This is a genomic window from Candidatus Harpocratesius sp., from assembly GCF_054039255.1.
In genome coordinates, this window is the sequence record NZ_JBPLBG010000071.1 from 127965 (window position 1) to 148472 (window position 20508).

At 29.6% G+C, this 20508-nt stretch carries 23 protein-coding genes, 1 tRNA gene and 1 pseudogene; 13 read left to right on the forward strand and 12 right to left on the reverse strand.

The window, feature by feature from the left end:
- Nucleotides 1-673 precede the first annotated feature (673 nt).
- Nucleotides 674-949: pseudogene (locus tag ACXLDF_RS15795) on the forward strand (peptide-methionine (R)-S-oxide reductase); the annotation flags it as partial.
- 206 nt (nt 950-1155) lie between these two features.
- Here ACXLDF_RS15795 and ACXLDF_RS15800 read toward each other — a convergent pair.
- The 3 genes from ACXLDF_RS15800 to ACXLDF_RS15810 form a co-directional block, all read right to left on the reverse strand.
- On the reverse strand, nt 1156-1617 hold the full coding sequence (locus ACXLDF_RS15800) for a Mov34/MPN/PAD-1 family protein (RefSeq protein WP_457559515.1): 462 nt from the start codon (nt 1615-1617) through the stop codon (nt 1156-1158).
- 116 nt (nt 1618-1733) lie between these two features.
- The gene (locus ACXLDF_RS15805) at nt 1734-2381 is read right to left on the reverse strand and encodes a ThiF family adenylyltransferase (protein ID WP_457559658.1); all 648 of its coding nucleotides are present in this window, start codon (nt 2379-2381) and stop codon (nt 1734-1736) included.
- Complete coding sequence (locus tag ACXLDF_RS15810) at nt 2309-2539, reverse strand: hypothetical protein (protein WP_457559516.1); 231 nt, start codon at nt 2537-2539, stop codon at nt 2309-2311. Before ACXLDF_RS15810 ends, ACXLDF_RS15805 begins: the two co-directional genes overlap by 73 nt.
- A 208-nt stretch (nt 2540-2747) precedes the next feature.
- Here ACXLDF_RS15810 and ACXLDF_RS15815 point away from each other — a divergent pair, with 208 nt between their 5' ends.
- Nucleotides 2748-3602, forward strand: a complete 855-nt coding sequence (locus ACXLDF_RS15815) for a biotin transporter BioY (protein ID WP_457559517.1) — start codon at nt 2748-2750, stop codon at nt 3600-3602.
- Between the two features lie 166 nt (nt 3603-3768).
- On the opposite strand, the gene ACXLDF_RS15820 is transcribed toward ACXLDF_RS15815, so the two are convergent.
- From ACXLDF_RS15820 to arsB, 3 genes are all read right to left on the reverse strand, one after another.
- Nucleotides 3769-4167, reverse strand: a complete 399-nt coding sequence (locus ACXLDF_RS15820; protein WP_457559518.1) for a hypothetical protein — start codon at nt 4165-4167, stop codon at nt 3769-3771.
- Nucleotides 4168-4254: 87 nt separating this feature from the next.
- A complete protein-coding gene (locus ACXLDF_RS15825) occupies nt 4255-5079 on the reverse strand; it encodes a TIR domain-containing protein (protein ID WP_457559519.1) in 825 nt (274 codons plus the stop codon).
- A gap of 104 nt (nt 5080-5183) precedes the next feature.
- The gene (arsB, locus tag ACXLDF_RS15830; RefSeq protein WP_457559520.1) at nt 5184-6275 is read right to left on the reverse strand and encodes an ACR3 family arsenite efflux transporter; all 1092 of its coding nucleotides are present in this window, start codon (nt 6273-6275) and stop codon (nt 5184-5186) included.
- Between the two features lie 152 nt (nt 6276-6427).
- Between arsB and ACXLDF_RS15835 the strand changes: the two genes are divergently transcribed.
- From ACXLDF_RS15835 to ACXLDF_RS15855, 5 genes are all read left to right on the forward strand, one after another.
- Nucleotides 6428-6886, forward strand: coding sequence for an ArsR/SmtB family transcription factor (locus ACXLDF_RS15835; protein ID WP_457559521.1), 459 nt, complete (start codon nt 6428-6430; stop codon nt 6884-6886).
- 246 nt (nt 6887-7132) lie between these two features.
- On the forward strand, nt 7133-7861 hold the full coding sequence (locus ACXLDF_RS15840; RefSeq protein WP_457559522.1) for a YhbY family RNA-binding protein: 729 nt from the start codon (nt 7133-7135) through the stop codon (nt 7859-7861).
- A 22-nt stretch (nt 7862-7883) separates the two neighbouring features.
- Nucleotides 7884-8330 carry a ribonuclease P protein component 4 gene (locus ACXLDF_RS15845; RefSeq protein ID WP_457559523.1) on the forward strand — a complete coding sequence of 149 codons (447 nt, stop codon included), beginning with the start codon at nt 7884-7886 and terminating at the stop codon, nt 8328-8330.
- A 34-nt stretch (nt 8331-8364) separates the two neighbouring features.
- The gene (locus tag ACXLDF_RS15850; protein ID WP_457559524.1) at nt 8365-9048 is read left to right on the forward strand and encodes a hypothetical protein; all 684 of its coding nucleotides are present in this window, start codon (nt 8365-8367) and stop codon (nt 9046-9048) included.
- Between the two features lie 384 nt (nt 9049-9432).
- Nucleotides 9433-9819: a hypothetical protein gene (locus ACXLDF_RS15855; RefSeq protein WP_457559525.1), complete on the forward strand. Its 387-nt coding sequence runs from the start codon at nt 9433-9435 to the stop codon at nt 9817-9819.
- A gap of 48 nt (nt 9820-9867) precedes the next feature.
- Here the strand turns inward: ACXLDF_RS15855 and ACXLDF_RS15860 are convergent.
- Nucleotides 9868-9939, reverse strand: a tRNA-Gly gene (locus ACXLDF_RS15860).
- 127 nt (nt 9940-10066) lie between these two features.
- The gene (locus tag ACXLDF_RS15865) at nt 10067-10732 is read right to left on the reverse strand and encodes a TATA-box-binding protein (protein WP_457559526.1); all 666 of its coding nucleotides are present in this window, start codon (nt 10730-10732) and stop codon (nt 10067-10069) included.
- Nucleotides 10733-11770: 1038 nt separating this feature from the next.
- Between ACXLDF_RS15865 and ACXLDF_RS15870 the strand changes: the two genes are divergently transcribed.
- The 4 genes from ACXLDF_RS15870 (at nt 11771) to ACXLDF_RS15885 (ending at nt 16342) form a co-directional block, all read left to right on the forward strand.
- On the forward strand, nt 11771-12373 hold the full coding sequence (locus ACXLDF_RS15870) for a hypothetical protein (RefSeq protein ID WP_457559527.1): 603 nt from the start codon (nt 11771-11773) through the stop codon (nt 12371-12373).
- Nucleotides 12374-13244: 871 nt separating this feature from the next.
- Complete coding sequence (locus ACXLDF_RS15875; RefSeq protein ID WP_457559528.1) at nt 13245-13628, forward strand: hypothetical protein; 384 nt, start codon at nt 13245-13247, stop codon at nt 13626-13628.
- A 314-nt stretch (nt 13629-13942) separates the two neighbouring features.
- The gene (locus tag ACXLDF_RS15880; protein WP_457559529.1) at nt 13943-14566 is read left to right on the forward strand and encodes a hypothetical protein; all 624 of its coding nucleotides are present in this window, start codon (nt 13943-13945) and stop codon (nt 14564-14566) included.
- A 150-nt stretch (nt 14567-14716) separates the two neighbouring features.
- A complete protein-coding gene (locus ACXLDF_RS15885) occupies nt 14717-16342 on the forward strand; it encodes a right-handed parallel beta-helix repeat-containing protein (RefSeq protein WP_457559530.1) in 1626 nt (541 codons plus the stop codon).
- A gap of 385 nt (nt 16343-16727) precedes the next feature.
- Here the strand turns inward: ACXLDF_RS15885 and ACXLDF_RS15890 are convergent, their stop codons facing one another.
- From ACXLDF_RS15890 to ACXLDF_RS15900, 3 genes are all read right to left on the reverse strand, one after another.
- Nucleotides 16728-16874 carry a hypothetical protein gene (locus ACXLDF_RS15890; protein ID WP_457559531.1) on the reverse strand — a complete coding sequence of 49 codons (147 nt, stop codon included), beginning with the start codon at nt 16872-16874 and terminating at the stop codon, nt 16728-16730.
- The gene (locus ACXLDF_RS15895; RefSeq protein WP_457559532.1) at nt 16871-17158 is read right to left on the reverse strand and encodes a hypothetical protein; all 288 of its coding nucleotides are present in this window, start codon (nt 17156-17158) and stop codon (nt 16871-16873) included. Before ACXLDF_RS15895 ends, ACXLDF_RS15890 begins: the two co-directional genes overlap by 4 nt.
- 72 nt (nt 17159-17230) lie before the next feature.
- Nucleotides 17231-17407, reverse strand: coding sequence for a hypothetical protein (locus ACXLDF_RS15900; RefSeq protein ID WP_457559533.1), 177 nt, complete (start codon nt 17405-17407; stop codon nt 17231-17233).
- Nucleotides 17408-18542: 1135 nt separating this feature from the next.
- Here ACXLDF_RS15900 and ACXLDF_RS15905 point away from each other — a divergent pair.
- A complete protein-coding gene (locus tag ACXLDF_RS15905) occupies nt 18543-18992 on the forward strand; it encodes a hypothetical protein (RefSeq protein ID WP_457559534.1) in 450 nt (149 codons plus the stop codon).
- A gap of 262 nt (nt 18993-19254) precedes the next feature.
- Nucleotides 19255-19767: a hypothetical protein gene (locus tag ACXLDF_RS15910; RefSeq protein WP_457559535.1), complete on the forward strand. Its 513-nt coding sequence runs from the start codon at nt 19255-19257 to the stop codon at nt 19765-19767.
- Nucleotides 19768-19880: 113 nt separating this feature from the next.
- On the opposite strand, the gene ACXLDF_RS15915 is transcribed toward ACXLDF_RS15910, so the two are convergent.
- Complete coding sequence (locus ACXLDF_RS15915; RefSeq protein WP_457559536.1) at nt 19881-20393, reverse strand: TlpA family protein disulfide reductase; 513 nt, start codon at nt 20391-20393, stop codon at nt 19881-19883.
- Nucleotides 20394-20508: the final 115 nt, after the last annotated feature.

Here is a 20508-nt window from a genome sequence, read left to right on the forward strand (position 1 = left end):
AAATGTAAATTTTTGTTCAAAAATAATTATTTTATTTCCTTTTCCACTTTTCAATACTACTGTAGTTTTTTTTATTAAGAACATGTTATCAGCGAATATTAATAAATGGGGAATATAGTTCTAAAGATAAGAAAAATATGATTAAAATTGCATATTTTTTCTTTTTTGTGGGTATTGGTATAAATTATTTTCAACCAGCAGAATATTGATCAATTAATGCAATTTTTACATTTTTTGGATTATCTGTCTCTCTTCTTTTTTTTTTTACTTACATACGTTCAATATGAACTTAAATTTAGAAGTCAATTAATTGAAAATCTTGGTCAAAATTTCCTTTTATTCTATTTAATAACAGTGTTTTAGGCACCATGGTTAAAATTGTTTTCTCGAGATCTACTCACTAAAAATCTTTTTCTTGCTTTGACCATTTGTATAATCATTCCAATTGGATTTCTCATTTTATTTGAATGGTTGTTGTCAAAATTCAATATTCGTTCAAAAGTCTATATTTTTAAAAGCCAAAACGTTATAAGGTATTAATTAGGTTTTTTACTGTTTTAAAATTTCCACTTCATTAAAATAGAAGTATTCTAAATTCTTATGAATAGTAGATTTGAAAAAATGAGCAGTAAAAAAATCAGATGCTGAATGGAAATCTCTTCTTACTACTAAAAAATATTATATCTTGCGAAAAAAGGGCACAGAACCTCCTTTTACGGGAGGATATTGGGATTTAATAAAACCAGGTTTTTATTACTGTGCAGTTTGTGGCACATTGCTGTTTTCTTCTAAAGATTAGTTTGTTTCTAGCTGCGGATGACCATCATTCACCCAACTTTGCTCAACAGAAAATATAGATTCGATTAAAGATTTTTCTTTTGGTGTAGTAAGAGATGAAGTTGCATGCAAAAAATGTGGCGGTCATTTAGGACATGTATTCGATGATTGACCCCCCACTGAGAAAGGTTTGTGTATTAATTCAGCGTTTTTAAAATTTTAACCCAAATAACGTGTAAGTCTTCATAATTTTGCAAAATTGTTCAAAATAAAGTAAAATTTTTAGAAATAATTCAAAATTTTTCTTCATCTATTCATATCAATCTTGTATTTTTCTGTAAAAAAAGCGAGAAAAACTTTTAAAATTCAAATTTTTATTCATTTTACAATCTTTAATATACATTGGGAAGGTTTCCTGGAATTTCTATGAAAAATATAAGATTTTATTCTCAAATTTTGATTAGTGATTATCAAAATAATTTCATTTAAAAAATTATATTTTTCATCTCTTAGCATGTCATTCATACTTTTATAATCAATTTGACTATACTTACAAGAACCTTTCGGGTGAGAATGCCAATCTCCAATGTAATCAACATTTTTTTCGGTGTTTCTTACTAAATCTTGAATTTTTGAATAAAGAGATGAAGTATTTCTAATAATACTAAATGGTGATTGATTATATGAATCACTATCAAAAATTATATCTGTAATCTGAAAAAGATTATGCTTAATTTTATATCCAATGAGAACTCCACAAACTTCATTTTTAGATATTCGCGTATACCTAAAAAGTTTTGATAAGTTGGATTTAGATATAAATAATGTGGGTTGATTCACTCTCGAAATTCATCCTCTCTATTTTTAGAAAGTAAATATTGTTTCCATTTCTTCATCTTTTGAAGATTTTTAGTTGCTTTTGGTGAATTTTGAAATTTTTCTCTTATTCCACAAAATTAACAATCGGTTAATCGAAGGAAATGATTTTGATAAATTAAATCAAAATATCTATGAGGACTAATCTTAGATGGTGCATTTTGCCAGATAAAATGATTATATGCGCTTTCTGGAAATAAATTTTGATTGTGAAATAGAGTTCCCAAAGTAAATCGTGCTGTAAATAGTGCGATAAAATTAATATCTATACTGATACCAGGTAAACCAGGTTGATTATATCCGGCAAATTGAATTTCGTGATTATCATTGTCAGGAAGGATTCTAAAATTGTCCAAACTAGGATCTAATAACTGATCTTCAATACACATATAACATGGTGTTTCATTAGGAATAACCCGAAAAATTCTTCCAATTTTTGCATTAGCACCACATAGACTATAAATTACAATTTTATCCAAATCCAAAGCAAATTTATTTAACAATATAGAAGCATTCTTGTTTGCAGTTGTGTTAATTATCAAATCTGCCATTTGCATTATACTAAATAAATCTTCTAAATGATGTACTTCAAAAGGATTAAAACTTATTTCTGTTATTTTAGCATTGGGATTAATTTCTGATATATTCTTTTTTACTACGCTTGTCTTAAATTTTCCAATATCTTGTATATTACCTGTATGACGACAAATATTAACTGGTTGTAAAATATCAAATCACATAAAATAAAATGAGAAATTCCCGATTTAGCAAGTTCACAAGCTATTGTCGAACCTAATGTCCCCAAACCTATTAACATTACTGTTTTTTGGTGTATTTCATTAATTACAGGTTCAAGAATACTATATGTGCGCTGGAAAATATCCATTCAATAATTTGGAATTATCTTCATTTTATGCTTTTAAAGATTCATCTAAAATGATAACTATGATGTCTTTTAATCGTTATCATCATGCAAATATGAATAAATTAGATAAAATCTCTAAACAAACTTATTCGCACTATATCTGTTTTTAGCATTTTTAAACACTTATCTAGAAGATTTTTTATATATATCAATGATTGTCTATATAAGTATGACCCAGTTTTACAATAAGCATGAAAATCAAATTTCTTTGATAAATCTGAAAAATAAAAATGGATATTCTCAATTCTTTATTAGATTAAATGATCTTCTAAGTGTTTTAATGTTTGCTTTATTAACTGGCTTGGGTGGTTTAATTTCGATCAGTCTCCCATTCACACCAGTTCCCATTACGTTTCAAACCTTTTCTGTTCTTTTATCCGGCTATATTTTAGGAAAAAATAAAGGCCCCTTATCCCAAATACTGTACATTTTTGGAGGAATTGCAGGTATTCCATGGTTTTCGGGTATGAAATCAGGAATTTCTGTATTAATGGGTTCAACCAGCGGATATTTAATAGGTTTTGTTCTTTCTGCATGGATAATTGGTTTGATCAAAGAAAAAAGTGATGATCATCTTTCATTTCTTAGAATTCTTTCAATTGGGTTTTTTGCGACTTCAATTATTTATATATCAGGAATTTCTGTGCTTCTAATATTAGGGTTAAAATTGAAGATGGCTTTAAATCTTGGATTATTTCCATTTTTACCTGGTGATATATTTAAATTAATTTTCGTATCTCTTATATTTCGAGTTATTCAATCAAGAGTATCTTACGACTCAGATTTGAACGAAGAAGCATCAAATCCTTATAATAATCAAAAACATTTGAAGAAGATTTTTATCTTTTCTTTGTTGCCTATTGGAATTTTGCTTATATTCATTGTATATCTCTATTCTAATGGTTCAGAAATTCCACCTTATTTGATTTATATTTCATTGATTATTACATTTGGTATGATTTTTTGTTTAAGTGTGATAAATCTCATAATTCCGATGAAAAAAGTGCACAAATTTGAGAATTAGCCAAAAGTAATAGCAATATTTGTGCTCTCTTATTTATTAAGTATGCACATTAAATAATTTTTTAATTTTTCAGTTTGAATTTTAATTTATATTTTGAATATTATTTCATAAATTTGATAATCACTTTCGATAACTCTTAAAATGAATTGAAGGAAAATAAGAAGAATTAAAAAACTAATTTACAATTAGGGTTTGTTAAATGGTGAGGATTATGAATTGCATCAAGAATTGCAGCTCTCCATTTTTTTTCATAGTTTTCTCTTCTTTTTTGTAGATCTTCATTAAAATTTTGTCCATTTTTTTGTGTGATATTTTCATGAAATCCAAACAGTCGAACAATATCATCACTAAATCTTAATGGATCTGTGAAATCGCCCATATTTTTTTGAATATTTTCAGGAATTTCGATTGATTTATTTTTTATAAATGAACCAATTGTTATTGAATTATTATAGATATTGAATAATTCATCTAAAGTTATTTGAATAGTAAAAACAGGCAAAATCTTAGGCCCTATCGTTTCTTGGAAGAAGTATGGACGATTTGCAAGATGGTATACATACAATGTGCTAAATTCATAGTTATATCGTGTATATTCTTTATCTTCTGCTGTCCATGAGAATTCACCTTCTCTACCAATTCTAATGAGAGGCTATTTAGAAATCTCTTCTTCAGGAATATTAATTTCTTCACTCAATTCTCGTATGGCAGTATCAGTATAAGATTCGTTTATTTCATTATGCCCTCCAAAAAAGGCTAAACTCCCAGATCTCTTCCCTCTTTTCTTTGGTTTTACTTGAATGATGATTTTTCGCCTTGTGGGATCTATAAATCCATTATTTTGCATAACTGGAGCAACGAGAATAGCAATAATAGTCTTGTGATAAGCTTGGGGGATGAAATGTAAAAAGGCTCGAGTTGTGAAACCAATTATTGTTTTTTGAATATTATAGATGAGAACTAAGCCAACACTTTCTTGAATTTGCACACCATTGAGCTTTTCAACCATTGCTAACAAGCTTGATTGAAATTCGATTAAATCGTATCCAGTTCGATATTTCTCAATATATTGATTTTTGTAAATATCTGGAAAATACTCTTTTATAATTTTAGAATATTCTTTATTATTCATAGATTTGATGCTCTCAGCATTTAAATCTTCATTTAATATAATGGGAATTATTTTTTTTTTTAATTTTTTGGCTAAATTATATTCTTCCCTGACAGCACTTGATTTTATCGAAAATTCAGATATCAAAATTATAAAGATTTCACTAAAACGAATGTTTCGTTCGATTTCCTTCTTCCATTCTATACCTGGATTTTCTTTCAAAGCATAATCATACCAAAAGCGAAAATTTTTCCCACCAAGAAAATTAGTGATAAGATAAGTCTCATTTTTATCTTGATGAGAATAGCTAATAAATATTTGATTATTTGAGATCTTTTCATGAGTATTAAATTTAGCGATTGCCATAAATAAATTAGGAGAAAAAATTATAAAATATTGTTTATTAACAAAAGGAATTTTCACTTATTGTTATGAACGACTTGTGTAAATTAATTCATTAAATGTGTATATTAGTTTGGAGAATTTGGTGGCCAAAAATGCTTCTTTCCTAAATAACGTCCAAAATAAACTAAACTAAGCATAACTGGAATTTCCCAGAATAAGCCCATAGTTGTTCCTAATGCCGCTAAAGAACCAACTCCATATGCAGCAATTGCAGTAGCTATTGCTATTTCAAAATGACTTGATGATCCAATAATTACTGTAATAACTGCTTCGCGATATTTAAGCTTAAACAATTTTGTGATTAGAACATTAAATCCAACAACAATCACGAATCCAAGTAATAAGGGAATTGAAATCAGCAGCAAATACTGTGGATTATTTAACAATGTATTACCATTTAGGGCAAAAAGAATAATCAAAGTGGTTAATAATGCAATAATTGAAATTTTACCTAATATTGGGCGATAAACATCATTAAACCAATCTTCACCTTTTCTTGGAATTATTATTTTACGGGTCAAAATACCTAAAATTATCGGTAAACCAATAAATACTAAAACTGAAATGGCTAAACTGACCCGATCTACATCAATATCTTGTATTCCAGTGAGAAATGCAACCAATGGAGCGTAAAAAATCATAATTGAAATTGTGTTTAAGCTGGTATTAACCACATTTTGTTCTTGATTCCCATGAGCCATGGAACCCCAAACAAGCACCATTGCGGTGCATGGACTAGAACTGAGCAAAATTACAGCCACAAACAATTGATCGTTATCTCCTAAAAATAATTTAGCCAAAACAAACCCAACTATTGGAGCAATTATCCAATTTGAAAAGAGTGTTAAAACAATCGGTTTTGGATTATCTTTGAGTTTTTTTAATTCAGAAGCTCGCAGGTTCAACACTGCAGGATACATCATCAGAAATAAACAAATTCCAATTGGAATAGAAATTCCACGAATTGACCATGAATCTATCGCAGAACTTAAATTTGTATATTTCGAAAGTAAAATTCCCAGAACCATGCAAATTGGAATCCATAAAACTAGAAATTTTTCGAAAAAATTAAGTTTTTCTTCTTTTTCAATTTCTTGTACTGGCATCATTTTCTTATCAGTTCCTTCATCAGAGACCAAATTCGATTTTTTCATCATATTTACCACTAAGATTTTCCATGCTTTGAAAAATAAAGTATAATTCTGCATATTCTATAATTGTTATTTATATTTAAAAATTGTTATATATATTCGTGATGATAATATTTATAAGGAATTTCGATAATCTATCAAAATAAAGGATGAAAAGGATGCCTTCAAAAGATATTTCCCCTCCCGATTCTGATAACCTTACACCATTTGAAGTACGAATATGTAATATTCTTGGAAACTGCGGTGATATTAAAGACTCTGTGGCGCATTATCGAAATCTTCAGAAAAAGTCAGAGATGATGAGAAAAAATCAAGATTTACAATATATTCGTTCAATTTTTGATGTATTATCAAATTTTGATCGGTTATTAATCTTAGAAGCTTTATCAAAATCTGATATGTGCTCTTGTGAGTTCGAAGCATTATTGCAAAAATCTCAACCAGCAGTTTCCAGGGACTTAAAGAAATTGGAACAAGCCAATCTTATTCAAGGTTGGAAAAAGGGTAATTTCATCCACTATTCTCTTATTAAACCTACTTTTGATCAATTTCGATTAATAATCAATCAGTGGTTGGGGAAATTTGAAAATTGGTTTGGTCAACAACATAAAAATTAAAATTTTTCACACAATACAATTTTATCGCAAAATGATTCAAGATAATCCAAAACTTATTCGCACAATACAAAAATACACTATAACAAAAACTAATCTACACTCAACAATTATTTTATAAAATAAGATTACCATACATTAAAATTCTTAAAAAAAGCACAGATTAAAGAAAATTTGGACATTCTCCTTATTTTTATCTTTTACTCCAAAAATTTATCCATCATGCTTCATAGAATTTAATGACGAGTAATGAACGAAGAATTTCAAACCACCTTACAAAATCGGGCTCACGTTATAATCGGGAAAAATGGAATTACCCCAAATATGCTTATTCATATCACTGAGCTATTTAAAACCAATAAGTTATTGAAAATCAAAATTCTAAAGGATATTGCCCATACTTACGGAGTTGATTATTTTTTAGAATATCTTATTCAACAACTGGGAATATATATATTAGATGTTCGAGGATTTACCGCAATTATATCTAAACGGGCAGTACGCGATGTGCAGATTCCTAAGAAATATCGAATAATGCGAATCCAGAATCTAAAACAAGAAAAACTTAATTCAAATAGTGATTATCAACCAGAAAAGAAAGAAAAAATAGATCAATATGATGAAAACGATAATGAAGACGAACTTGAAGAACCTGAATTTATAGATTACGATGATGAAGAACTTCTTGAACGAATAGATGCAACCAGTGATGAAATTTATGGAAATGCTTCAAAAGATGTCTCAGCACAACCTAAATCACCTTTGAATTCACAAATTGAACCAGAAAAGATTCAACACGCAATAAAAAAGCCTTACAAGAAATCTTCCCCAAAACCCTCTCGAAATGGGCAATATCAAAATAGATCTAATAATAAAAACTCACATCGAAAGAATATAGGAAAATACGGTGGTAATCGTTCCAAACGAGCTCAATCCCGCTCAAAAAAAGCATCACATTCAAAAAAAAGAAGATATTAACTTTTTTGGAGTCTAAGCAATAATGGGAAAATCTAAACGTTATTATTCCAAACGCATGAAACGGCAGAAACTTATGAAACAAGCTGCTCTTGAACGAATTCATGAATTGGTAAAAATGGCAGATGAAATCTTTCCCAAAAATTCTATATTAGCTAATCGGTATATTCAACTTGCCCGGAAACTAGCTATGGCAACTAAGATAAGCTTTCCTTCCGAATATCATCATAAGGTGTGCCATTCTTGTAAACGTTGGTTACGAATTGCTTATAATGTTCGATATAGGATAGGACATATTAAGAATTATGCTAGTTATTTAACTGTAACTTGTTTGAATTGCGGCCATACAACCCGTTATTTATTTAAAGGTCCAGCTTGTCGTAATCTTCGTTGGATTAATGAGAAAGATAAAATTACTCAAAATCCAACAAAATCAATAAACTCAACAAATTCAAAAAATTCTGGAAATTGATTTTTTGCATCAGATTCCAGGAGTGCAACCTGAAATGATTCATTTTATCCTGGTGGACACTGCTATCGAATTAGTCCCAAAAAATATAAGAAAGACACCTAGCTTTAATCGAAATCATCAAAAATATGGAAAAGCAGCTCTATTATTAGATGTCGCATTGCACCATACTACTATGAATAGATTACCAAATGCCCAAAAAAGAGGTCGGCCAGATATTTTACATCACTTTCTTCTTGATTGTTTAGGTTCTCCTTTAAATTTACATGGAAATTTACGACTCCACATTCACTGTCCTTCTGGATTTTTCTTAATTGATTCTACTATGCGCTGTCCAAGAGACTATCTACGATTCAAAGGTTTAATTGCTCAGCTACTAGAATTAGGACATATTCCTCCTAAGAAACCTTATTTAATTTCACAACATAAAGATTCATTCAATAACTGGATTTCCTCGAATTTTTCTTCAGATAGAGCCTTCCTTTTAACTGAAAAAGGACCAACCAAATCTTTTAATGATATTCAAGACCTAATTGGTAAATTTGTGAAGATGTCTCAAGATGTTGTTTTTTTAATCGGAGGCTTTCAAAAAGGGGATTTTTCTACAGAAATCCAAAGTCTTTCAACAACCAAAATTTCATGGGGAAATCACGCTTGGAATTCATGGACAGTAGTAAATCATATGCTGGTCATCTCAGAACTCGCATTAGATTTAATTTAGATTAATTGCACCTCGGTACTCAAAATTCCTTTATAGTAAATAAAAAAAATCTCAATTATGTTAATTATGTGACAATTATTATTTGATATAAACGATTTTTCCTGGATCAGCGAAAAAATATGCTATGATGATTGGATTTTTTAGTTTATTTGCTTATTATCGACATCATTCGCACAATCACAATCACAATCGCCACTACAAGCAACATAGTAATTAACTTTTTCAAGATTTTTTTCTATTTTCTTCTTGTTTTTCTGCGATTTCTTATTTTTTTCTTTTTAATAATGTAAAAATATTATCAAAGATTTTAGTCCAAATTAAAAAAGAACGCATGATTTCACTGAAAAATTTTATTTCTTTTCAAAAATTTACATTTCTATATTTATGGATATCCGTATAACTTTGATTCAGAAATTTTGGGATTTTTTTGATAAGCATCAGTTCGAAAAAGCCCTCTCATTGCTCCACACTGAATTTCAAGCAATATGGGTAACATCTAACGAGTATTTTCAAACAAAAGAAGCATTTATTCAAGCTAATTGTCATTATCCAGGTAAGTGGCACACCCATTTAAAAAGAATTGAGTTATTTGATTCAGAAGCAGTAAGTGTTGTAAAAGTATTTTCTAAATCGAAACCTGCAAAGTATTATGCAACTTCATTTTATAAATTCAAAGAGAATTTAATTTTAGAGATTAAAGAATACTGGGCAACAGTAGAAAATCCACCAGAATGGCGGAAAAAATACGCAACAACTTATTTAACAGAGTGAACCATTTTTAGATTATTCTTGGCTTTTTAAAAGAAAGTATGAAGAAGATGCGTCCACCGGGAATTGAACCCGGGTCCCGGACTTGGAAGGCCCGGATGATAACCGCTACACAATGGACGCAAAAATCCTTTTGAGAAAGAAGTACTGGACTTTTTATGCTGAGTAAAAGAAAGGGGGATGAATTTTAAAATTTACCGATCAACTATTTGAAAATTTTTTCATGAATTGCATCCACAAAATATAAAAATTATAAATCCAGCATTTCGGTGTCTGCATCAGTATTATTTTCGATACTGTTTAATTTTCCCGTATTAAAGAGGTCATTTTTTTTCAATTGAATTGCAAGTTTTTTCAGTGATGATTGGATTGTTGCCAGATTATTAGCTCCGGTGCAAATAACTTTACCAGAACTAAAAATAAGAAAGCAAATTTTATTTGGCTCTGGAATTTTATAGATCAATCCAGGAAAAACTTCAGGTTCGTAAATGGCTCGTTCAAGCATTAACGAAGATAAATCTAAATTAATTTTGGTCTGAAAATCAGCCCTCCCAACCATATTTTCAATACGGATATCTGGTTCTGAAGTCAAAGTGATTCCTGCTAATGAAAGTTTTTTCAATGTTTTTTCCATGATAATTGGGATGTGTTTTTCAAGGCGGACACCAGTGACAACAATTTTTCCACTAGAAAAAATAAGTAAAGTAGCTTTAGGTTTGCTGAATTTGGTGATCACACCAGGAAAGTTCTCCTTTTTCTCAATATCTTTGAATTTTTCGGCTAGAATTGTCAAATTGATAGGGCAGTGAAGATTAATGGTTGCAACTATATTTTCGATCCGCAAGATTAGTTTATTTGGAGTTTTTCGCTCGTTTGTGGAAGAATTTTGAGGAGTATGGGATGATTTTGTGTTCATTAATCAATTTCACTTTAAATGTGCATTTTTTCTAATTTTGGGAAGATTTGGAAATTATTAAGAATTTTTGATAGTTTTGATATTTTTGAAAGTTTTTTTTAGATTTATATGAAATATTAAATTTTTCAGAGTCTTTGGAGTATTTAGAGTCGTTAGAGTCTTTGAATCGTTTTAGTTTTCAGAGTTAATATCATTAATCTAATTATCGATATTATTTGTTTAGATACTATCCGAGATGGTAGATATATTTGAAATACTAAGGATTGAGTCCATTTATTTATAAATCAACAGCCAACTGACATATTAGATTGAATTCAAGATGGTATTGGTGGTGAAGTTGCTAATTTTGTTCGTAATATTGATTGTAAAATGATTGTTTAAGAAATGATTAGTTGATAACTATGAATGTTATTATTGTTAAGAACGATCAGTTTAGTATTTGAATCTTTATTTCGTGAAATTCGCAAAAAATTTGTTAAAAAAAATCCAAAAATATCTTAATTGAGTGGATATTAGGTTTTATCAATTTTAAGTTTTTTTCCTTTACTTTAAATTTTGGCACGTTTTTGGCTAAATTATCCCAAATTTAATTGAATTGTCTTTTTCTAAGTCAAATTTATGTCTTCAAAAATATCATAGTAAATTCATCAGTAAATATATTTTGAATTGAAATAAATCAATATCAGAGATTTCATATGATATATTGAATGAATTTTCATTTTTATTTTTGCATTTTACCCAATAAGCTTATATCCTTTAGTTACTTTACTATATATATCAAGCTTGCGAGAATCCAACCTATGATAATCAATGAGTATAAATATCGACCTATAATTCAGTAATTACAACTTACAGATTATATTTTTAGCTTAAAAATCAATTATTTTCAAATGTGGCAGCCTAAAATGTATCAAATAACTATAAAACCTTTTGCACCTTTAGATTCCTGTTCGACACTATAAAAAAAAGTTAATTCTGCAATATTTTAAACCAAAAAGGTTAATTGAAAGTTATTTTCAAAAATCTGAAACCATATATGTGCCAAAAACAATATATCTACGAAAATTTCGTAGTATTCCTCAAAATACTTTTAGGGATTTTTCAGAAAATAATATATCAAAACGCGAGTGGGAAATGCTTCAACTGTTTCTTGAATTTAAAAGATATTTTATTTATATTTTCGAATTAAATGATTTATCATATTTCGATGATCTCCAAAATGATCTTGAGATAAACGGGACACCTTTTAAAGGAATATTTCTTTATGATATCATCGCTATTGAGCTATTTAGAAGACAACTTGAATTCAAAGATTTTACAGGAATAGAGAAGCTTTCCTATTTCCTTTCTGAACATCCATTTAAAGGAATTGTTCATGATCAATACTATTTTCGTACAGTAAACAATATTAGTTATATATTAAATCTAATTCCTTCAGATGCGTTTATTAAAGTTTTCCATAAGTTTGAACAAGAAGCCATCGATCTTGGCATCATTATTCTTAGTATTCTTTTATATGATTGCCAATTCGTTCATGGGAATTGTAACAATAATTATAAAGATGAAGACGCTAAGCAAGCAAAACGATATAATGATCCTGATGCAGATTTAATCGGCATAACGGTATCAAGAAGGGAGTAGGGTATGAAGTATCTATCTTTTATTATTATTGTGGTTCAGGAAATCATGTTCTCCCTGTACATTTTGAGAAATTTGTATGAAATCGGAATTAAAATCCTATAGTGAGAGAAACTCTATCCAATTTTCGTAAGTTATCAATCAGAAAAGAATAGATGTTCGTGATCATGGATACTGGAGATTATTCTAAAAAGAATTTGGAAAATTGTATAAAACTTAGGCTTTATCCCTTAATTAAGGTTAAAAAAAATTTGAAAAATCAACCCAATAAAGAATTAATAAAGGGTTTTTATTTTAACACAAGATATTTTAAAAATATACAAAATTAGTTCGGCTATTGAAGCGGGCCAGGCTTCAAACAATACATTTCATAACAGTAAACAGCTCAACACCCGTGGTATATGTATGCCAGAAATCAATCGTGTATTAAATTATATTTTAGATTTGCTACGGGCATTAACCGCTGTAAAACTAGGTAAAACTGATCTTCTTGCCAAGTTGAGCGCTTTTTTTCGACTAGAGAACATATGACAAAAGGAACTTGGATTAAAATGGCTAAACAAGTAAATTTTCAACCTTTGCTTCTTCCAAGCATGATTGCATGACAAAAAGCCTTTTGGGATAAACGGCTGAAGTGGAAATCATAATTGAAAAAAAGCGAAAAAACTTAAAACTCCAAAATCTGATGGATTTTAAAATTCGAGGATCTTTTTAAATTTTTAATTTTATTTCCCAATCGTAAATTTTTCTAAAAATATCAATTCATCTGTTTACTATTCATAATAATTTTCTAGATAAACGGTAAATATTCATTCAGAAATGCTTGGTTAAAGATTTCCATAAAGTTTAAGTTACACATTTGTTTTGAATAATTATGACAACTCGCCTTAAAATGCCCGTTACAAAAAAATATCATGATATTGTGATAGAATTTGAAAACAATGACAAGATTGTTCTTAAATCAATTCAAATATGTTGTCGAATTTGTCAATATTCCCTAATTGGAGATGATGGAACAAAAAAGCGAGGAAAAACTCGCGTACAAAGTTACCAATGTCGAAATCCTAAGTGTTCTTTCCTAAATATTGCAAAACAAGGAAAACAATTTATTGTTTATTCAAGTTTATTCATTGAAAACATTATTCAAATATATTTGGAGGAGATTATGACAAAATTGTTTCATTTTCAAGGTAAATTAACTAATATTACAAAAGATTATTCAATTTATTCCAGTTTAATGACTTATCTAAGCAATTAATTTCAAAATATGCAGGGTGACTAACATAGGCTTCAAAACTTAGTTGATAAAACGCAATTAAAACATGCAATCTTTATTTATGAGACATTTTTGAAGATCAATGGTATCTCGTTTTATATTATTATGGTACAGGATATGCAATTCACAAGGTATTAAGCCTTAAAGTGTCAAAAACTCGCACATGGGAAGATATTCGTGATGTATTTTTAGAAGCTGACTGAAATTCACAAGATCCTTTAGAAGTTATCACTGCAGATGCATGAGGAAGCAGTAAATCCTGCGCCAAGAACCTTAAACGCCCAATTACTTTAATCATGCACCGTCATAAAAAACCTTTTGAAGACGTCGTTGTTGAACATTATAATTATAAAGAAAACATAAGAAAGATTACTACAATCGGTGTGAAATCCGATTTTGTGAAGAAAAAAGCGACTCGTGAATATTATTATATGGAATTAGTAGAAGATCTTGCAGTAAAAATGAAAAAAAGGCGTGGACGAAAAAAAGGAACAAAGAATGGACTGCATAAAAAGAAAAAGATACCTAAAACTAAAAAGAAACGGGGTCCTAAAGGATATCGAACTGTATTTGATAAAGGAAAGCGTGGATATGCAAAGATTGACCCGTACCGAAAAACGGTACGAGTCGGTAAAAAGATTCCTCCTGCTGTTGGCACAGCGTTAGGAGAAATCATGAATCTTTACCCAAAACTATGTATTCAAAATAATCTTGCAGAGCATAAAAATAATTTGATTTCGAATTTGTTAGTGTTATCATGGCCAAAAACGGCAGAAAGGATTGAACGAAAGATTCGTGCTTTCATCATTTATCGAAACAACCCTTTAATATTACTTAGTTTAACTTTTAATTATAATTTTCAATTAAATTTCTTAAATTCAATGATACGTAAATTTCCGCAATTAAAACTTATGGTGTGAGAAAAATATGTGAAAAAGATTAAAAAAGTGGTGAGATTTAATAGATCCTTCGTTTTAATAATTCATCCAAAATCTTAAAATACACTCAATTAAAATCCTATTTTTGGCCATCAAAAATATTTAAATTTAATTAGAGCAATATGATCAAATATGTCTTTTTCAAAAAGAAATTATCATTTCATTGGTATTTATCTTCTTCTAGTTATTAGCGGAGTGCTGGTTTTAGGACCTAATCTAAATCAAGAACCAAATCATTCTGCCTTCTTGCCAATTGAGAATAACTCAGAAAAAATACGGCCAAATAGGATTGTAAATGAAACTATCACCTTACGAGGAAATGAATCTCTCGCTGATTATCCGTTTATAACCGGTACGGGTACCCCGTCTGATCCATATTTAATTGAAGGAATTACCTTACGGGGCGATTATGTATATTCCACCTCTTTATCACTTAATGATGAGCGCAATATTAGCAGCGGAATCGTAATCCAGGATGCTGTTAATAGTTATCTTTTCAAAAATTGCGTTATTGAACACTTTAATTTTGGAATTCGAAGCCTTTATATAAGTTCAAATTTAGAACAAAAAATTCGGGTTGAAAATTGCATGATTACGAATTGCAGTATCGGTTTCTATTCAGAAGCTACTGTTCGGATAGAATTCGTTAATAATCAATTTATTGATTGTCAACGGAATAATCAACTTCCTCTCGAACCTATCATTACAAAATACAACCGGTTAGATTTACATGGTCCAGGCGTTGCTGCAGTCATAAATCATTTAACAAAATTTGCAATTTTTGAAGATAATGTAGTAAAAAATTGTGGAATGGGACTATTTTTCGCAGGAAAACAAGGAAATATAATTAATAATTCGTTTTATAATTGTGGACTCTGGTCTTATTTTATGTATTCTTATGGATACGAAATAACTGGTAATACTGTAAATGATCTACCTCTTGGATTTTTCTTTGATGAAGATAATGTAAATTTAAATGGAAATATTCAGAATTATGGTCAAGTAATTGCAATTGGTTGTAACAACTTGCAAATTCATAATATGAAATTTACAGATACTTTTGTGGGATTATATTGTTCACAGTCAAATAATTTGAGCATCGAAGATATTACAATTGAAAACTGTCATATCGGAATTATCATTGAAGATCAATCAAATATACTAATGGTAGATAAAGACTTAATTCTGAAAAATGTGATAATTAAGAATTGCTATGTGGGATCATATTTAGATATCAATTATGCTGATCAATCCGATCTCATTGCAGAAATTGAAATTACATCTTTTGACTCTAACACTTACGATGTAATTTTAAATCCTTTCAGCATACAAAGTGGATACAAACTCGCCGTTCCCATAGGAAGTCTTCTTTACATTGATAACGATGTCAATATCAGAGAAGTTGTCGAAGAAATCAGTTTTAGCGATTCTTCATTTACAACAGTTTCATACGTTGAATCAATCGCTCATTTTATGAATTCTTCACAAATTTGTTGGTTTCCTACTGAATATTTAAATGATGTTAAAGCAATCGAAATCAATATTGACAATTCGGGCGAAACAAGACTTACTATTTCTCAGAAAGCTATCGATTACTATTATAACCAATCTCGAATTCGCATTAAAGTAGATATTGTACTTGTTGGTATAGAGAATTCAGGATTTATTACGATTTCTGGATTTTCTGAGAGCTTACTGGCAGGAAGTTTGTTTGGAATCAGTAGTATAATACTCTTTCGCTTGAAGAAACATGTCTAAAAATATTTCAGATAAAAAATTCACTTAATCATTCTTAGTTTTAGCGGACAAAACTAATTATGTTAAATCACAAAGATAAAGAAAGTATCATCTCAGGATTTTCGTTTTCAAAGTAATATCTTCTTTTTTCTTCAGTCTTTAAGGTTATGATTTATCTCACAAAGAATAACTTCATTTTTTCTTTTTGTAAAAACCACACATTATCTCTTATACTTTCTTGCATCTCCTTTTCAATATATGCCCTCAACTATGATTGATACATAGTTAAGCGTGATTTCCAAATTTTAGTGGCGTTTTTAATTTGCTGCTTGCGGTAAAATTGCCGACAATTAAAAATATATGCACGTAGATATAATTGAGCTAATTGCACAGTTGGATGATGATTTCAGAACGATTCATGAATGGAATTTAGCATGCGAAATCCTGTCTTTTCAAACCACCGTTTTTTATATGTTCGTGAAAGCCATCGGCTCCATCGTGCCAAATTTATGCGAGGTTTCAGAGTAGTGAAAAATCCTTCAATTTCATTCATTGCTTATCAAAATTAATCTGATTTCTTCGAAATTTTTCACGAATTTGTAAAGCGAACTTACTCCTATGTGCAGTCAAAACCAAGTGCACATGAACCGAACTCGGCCATGGTTTAGTTTTTTTAGCTTGTGAAAATAGATAAATGTCGCTTAACTCTCGATTTCCGAGTAAAAATTGCTCATAATGGCGTTTTACTTTTTGAAATTTCTTAGCAGGCATTGGAATTGGTAATTTTTGATCTTTTAGTTTTTTAATCAGCGAGACACGGTAAAATTCACGGTCCATTAATGCGTAGCTCAGATTAAATCCTTGAAATTTGAGCCATTTCACAGAAAGTCCTAAATGTTTTGCCCTGTATTATTTATAACAAAGCAATCGAAACTCAGAAAACAAAGTCATACCACATCCGTGAAGTACCATGCCTTGAAAGAGCCTAAATTTACGGGTTCCTTGTTGTTTATGAGTTCCCCCTTCAAATGGTGGTTTAGGTTCCCCAAAGCACCGATATTCCGTGTTATCGGCCAGTAGATGCATCTTCGAACCTCCTAGAACTAATCTTCGGATCTTTTGATTCAAACGATTTAGAATGTTTCTGAAAATAAAATGAACATATTTTCCGATAATTTTCTGAAAAATTTATCAACTTCCGTTTGATTAGTTACTTATCTCCGCATACGAACACCATTGCTGTAGGATTTTATTTTTAATTTGAATCTCTACAGATAATAATTGGTAAAAAGTTTGTTCAGGTAATCTGAGGCTAAATCGGTCGATTGCTTAGTAATTAAAACATATAGCTTGACCAAGATGTAATCAGAGAATGTATACAACCTTGGACGAAATTTTTAGGCGATTTTGGATTGATCAACCAACTTGTTAACAAAAGATTTAAATTTACCGTGAAGAAATAAATCTTTAAAGAAAGTTGGGATTGTCGATTGTGGAATCGCCGCTTCCATAAAAGAAGACATATTTTATCAAATAAATATTATTCTTTCCCCTCAAAACTGTTTCGGTTCTTGATTATTGGCGATTTAAATCGGTATAGTTATATACTTGAAGACTGTTTCTTCATACTTATACCATCTTTTGAATCAATTATAAAATATTTGTTAAAAAAAATCAAAATATATCTTAAGAGTTTCTAAGAGAATTTAATTATTTAAGGATTTTTATTATTTGAAGACATTTTTATTCCAATTTTATGAATGCATCCGATTTTATTTTTTGTCTCCATTATTAATGAATGAATAAGTTAGAAAATTACAGACAAATAATCAGAGTTATATTATATTAAATTACATGAATAATTGCGGGATAATAACTGGTTTATAAAAGAACATTGATTATATTTGCATTTATAATCTAGAAAATTAACTAATAACTTAATAAAAGGCGCATATCTTAAATTCATAAAATCTTTTGGTTCCTAGCTCATGCTCATATTAATATATACGAAAAAACCGACGATAATTCAATATTAAATTATAGATTATATCGGATTATTCACAAATATGATATTTAGCATGTTTCGTCCCGCAGAAAGTAGAAAAGGCTTAAAGGCATTATTCCCTCAAAAACCACCAAAAAAGCGTGAACGACATAAATCTTGCTTATAAAAAAACCAGTTGCCTTATTTCATTATCTGGTACGATCTAACTCGCAATATATGAGCGTAAGTTATCTACTTCGATTTTCTCGACACACTAAAACATTTTTTGAGTTTGGAAATATTTATTATAGTAATTATGGCCGAATTCTTTATTTTGAAGTATGTAATTTTATATGTTTTTTTGATAAATTGTTCTTGACGCAAGATCTTTCTTATTGGGAGAATTGGGAAAATAAATTAGAAGAGACAGGCCATTTGCACCAAATTCTTTGTCTTTATGACATGTTTATATATGAATATTTGAGAATTTATTTAGGAGTTGAATGCTATGCACAATTTTGGCGAATTCTATCAATTCTCAACCCAATAGCGATTTTTCCACTTTTACATTGCAAGAATTTTGTACCTAATGAGCAAAATTTTTGTGATTTTTACCATAACACACCTCTTGATGCATTTGAAGGCCTTTTCTATCCATTAGTGAAGCAACTTGTTGAAAAAAGGTAAATTTCACATAGAGTTTTAATATGGGGCAGTCATTTCATACATTCTAATGCTTCTGAATACAAATCTCGGAATTCACAGTTTTATTCGGACAAAGATGCAGGATTAGGGCGACTCAACAATAAATTTTTAGGTGTGGATTATATAATCTCAATTATTTACACTTACTATGGGGATAAGTTGTCACTGTTTTTTGTATGTTATTTCTTGCCAATGTTTATGACAAAAAAATTTTTTTGATACTATGACCTATTTTTTATAAAAAGTGACACAACCACTAAAACTTATAATAGGTGATAGAGGGGCATATTCGTTGGAGAATTTAAGATTGTTTGCACAGAATGGTGCGATCAGATTGATTGGTGCGACTAGGAACATTAAAAAACATAATTTAGTACGGTTAAGTAAAAATCTAATTCTTAATCGGGATTTCGTTCCACAACAATGGACAGATGAAGAATTACGCAAGCTTTTTGGCATAAGAACTTGCATAGAACGCCTATTCCCCTACAATACTTTAGTTTGTAATACAAGACGGGTCAATATTCAAGGTATTGCTGAAGTTTCGAAACCTTGTTATATGATTCTTTGTTTAGATCTTTTAAAAACCATTGCTTGTCATAACTTAGGTCGAGGTGACTTATTTCAACCTTTTACTACATTTTTTATGGTAAGAAATTCACATGTTGGTCAGATGCTTAAATTAAGTTTAATGTCTCAAGGATATGCCTTATTTCCAGAAAAGCAAGAGGGAAATAATCGATTAATTAAAAATTAGTATGCATTATGAAAATGAGTAAAAAAATTTTCTTTAAACTTGAAAATCTCTAAGTAAATAATTCTCCTTAGAACCTCTTAATTTTCAAATAAAATTTTTCTCAACTTTTGTATCTATTTTTCCAAATAAAACAAAATTTCTTCTTCTAAAGTAGATTTATGCTCTGGTTTTTCATCAATTTTTCCCAGACATTTACCTTTTTTATTAAAAAGAAAGATGGCAGGAATATGAAACATATCAAATCGTTCATCGAGTGTTTCAGGGGGAGATGGAGGGCACTTCCAAATAACCTTTCCTTTTTCTCTTTGGTAAGGCGCTTTTACTTTGATTCCTGTAAGTACGCGTACTTCCATACGAGGATCATTTAAGCTTCTCTCGATTTTTACTAATCGTGGTAATTGAATTTTACAATCTCCGCACCAGTTTGCCCCAAACGCAACAATTATCAAGATTTCGTCATTTTCAATCAACCAAGATTTGATTTTTTGAACAATTTCAGATTTTGGTTCATATTTTTCAAAATTTTCACGGTATACTTCTGTTTGAGGGATGTAATCATGTCCTACTTTCCAATCAGATTTTATATCATCCAATGTAATTTTAGTGTTATCAAATTTTTTTGACATAAGTCGCTTAAGAACACCATATAAAAAAAGATTAGGCTTGACGAATATAACAAGAACTCTATTTTTCCCTCTTGTAAATGCTAATTGTGAAAAAAATGATTATAAAAAGAAAGAA

Excerpts from the sequence above, each read along its gene's own strand:
- arsB (WP_457559520.1), bottom strand. The coding sequence starts at position 6,275 with ATGATGAAAAAATCGAATTTGGTCTCTGATGAAGGAACTGATAAGAAA.
- ACXLDF_RS15875 (WP_457559528.1), top strand. The coding sequence starts at position 13,245 with ATGACAACTCGCCTTAAAATGCCCGTTACAAAAAAATATCATGATATT.
- ACXLDF_RS15895 (WP_457559532.1), bottom strand. The coding sequence starts at position 17,158 with ATGGACCGTGAATTTTACCGTGTCTCGCTGATTAAAAAACTAAAAGAT.
- ACXLDF_RS15845 (WP_457559523.1), top strand. The coding sequence starts at position 7,884 with ATGGGAAAATCTAAACGTTATTATTCCAAACGCATGAAACGGCAGAAA.
- ACXLDF_RS15915 (WP_457559536.1), bottom strand. The coding sequence starts at position 20,393 with ATGTCAAAAAAATTTGATAACACTAAAATTACATTGGATGATATAAAA.
- ACXLDF_RS15825 (WP_457559519.1), bottom strand. The coding sequence starts at position 5,079 with ATGGCAATCGCTAAATTTAATACTCATGAAAAGATCTCAAATAATCAA.
- ACXLDF_RS15840 (WP_457559522.1), top strand. The coding sequence starts at position 7,133 with ATGAACGAAGAATTTCAAACCACCTTACAAAATCGGGCTCACGTTATA.
- ACXLDF_RS15855 (WP_457559525.1), top strand. The coding sequence starts at position 9,433 with ATGGATATCCGTATAACTTTGATTCAGAAATTTTGGGATTTTTTTGAT.
- ACXLDF_RS15890 (WP_457559531.1), bottom strand. The coding sequence starts at position 16,874 with ATGAATGAAATTGAAGGATTTTTCACTACTCTGAAACCTCGCATAAAT.
- ACXLDF_RS15865 (WP_457559526.1), bottom strand. The coding sequence starts at position 10,732 with ATGAACACAAAATCATCCCATACTCCTCAAAATTCTTCCACAAACGAG.
- ACXLDF_RS15880 (WP_457559529.1), top strand. The coding sequence starts at position 13,943 with ATGCACCGTCATAAAAAACCTTTTGAAGACGTCGTTGTTGAACATTAT.
- ACXLDF_RS15810 (WP_457559516.1), bottom strand. The coding sequence starts at position 2,539 with ATGGATATTTTCCAGCGCACATATAGTATTCTTGAACCTGTAATTAAT.
- ACXLDF_RS15905 (WP_457559534.1), top strand. The coding sequence starts at position 18,543 with ATGAGCGTAAGTTATCTACTTCGATTTTCTCGACACACTAAAACATTT.
- ACXLDF_RS15850 (WP_457559524.1), top strand. The coding sequence starts at position 8,365 with ATGATTCATTTTATCCTGGTGGACACTGCTATCGAATTAGTCCCAAAA.
- ACXLDF_RS15900 (WP_457559533.1), bottom strand. The coding sequence starts at position 17,407 with ATGCATCTACTGGCCGATAACACGGAATATCGGTGCTTTGGGGAACCT.
- ACXLDF_RS15885 (WP_457559530.1), top strand. The coding sequence starts at position 14,717 with ATGTCTTTTTCAAAAAGAAATTATCATTTCATTGGTATTTATCTTCTT.
- ACXLDF_RS15815 (WP_457559517.1), top strand. The coding sequence starts at position 2,748 with ATGACCCAGTTTTACAATAAGCATGAAAATCAAATTTCTTTGATAAAT.
- ACXLDF_RS15835 (WP_457559521.1), top strand. The coding sequence starts at position 6,428 with ATGCCTTCAAAAGATATTTCCCCTCCCGATTCTGATAACCTTACACCA.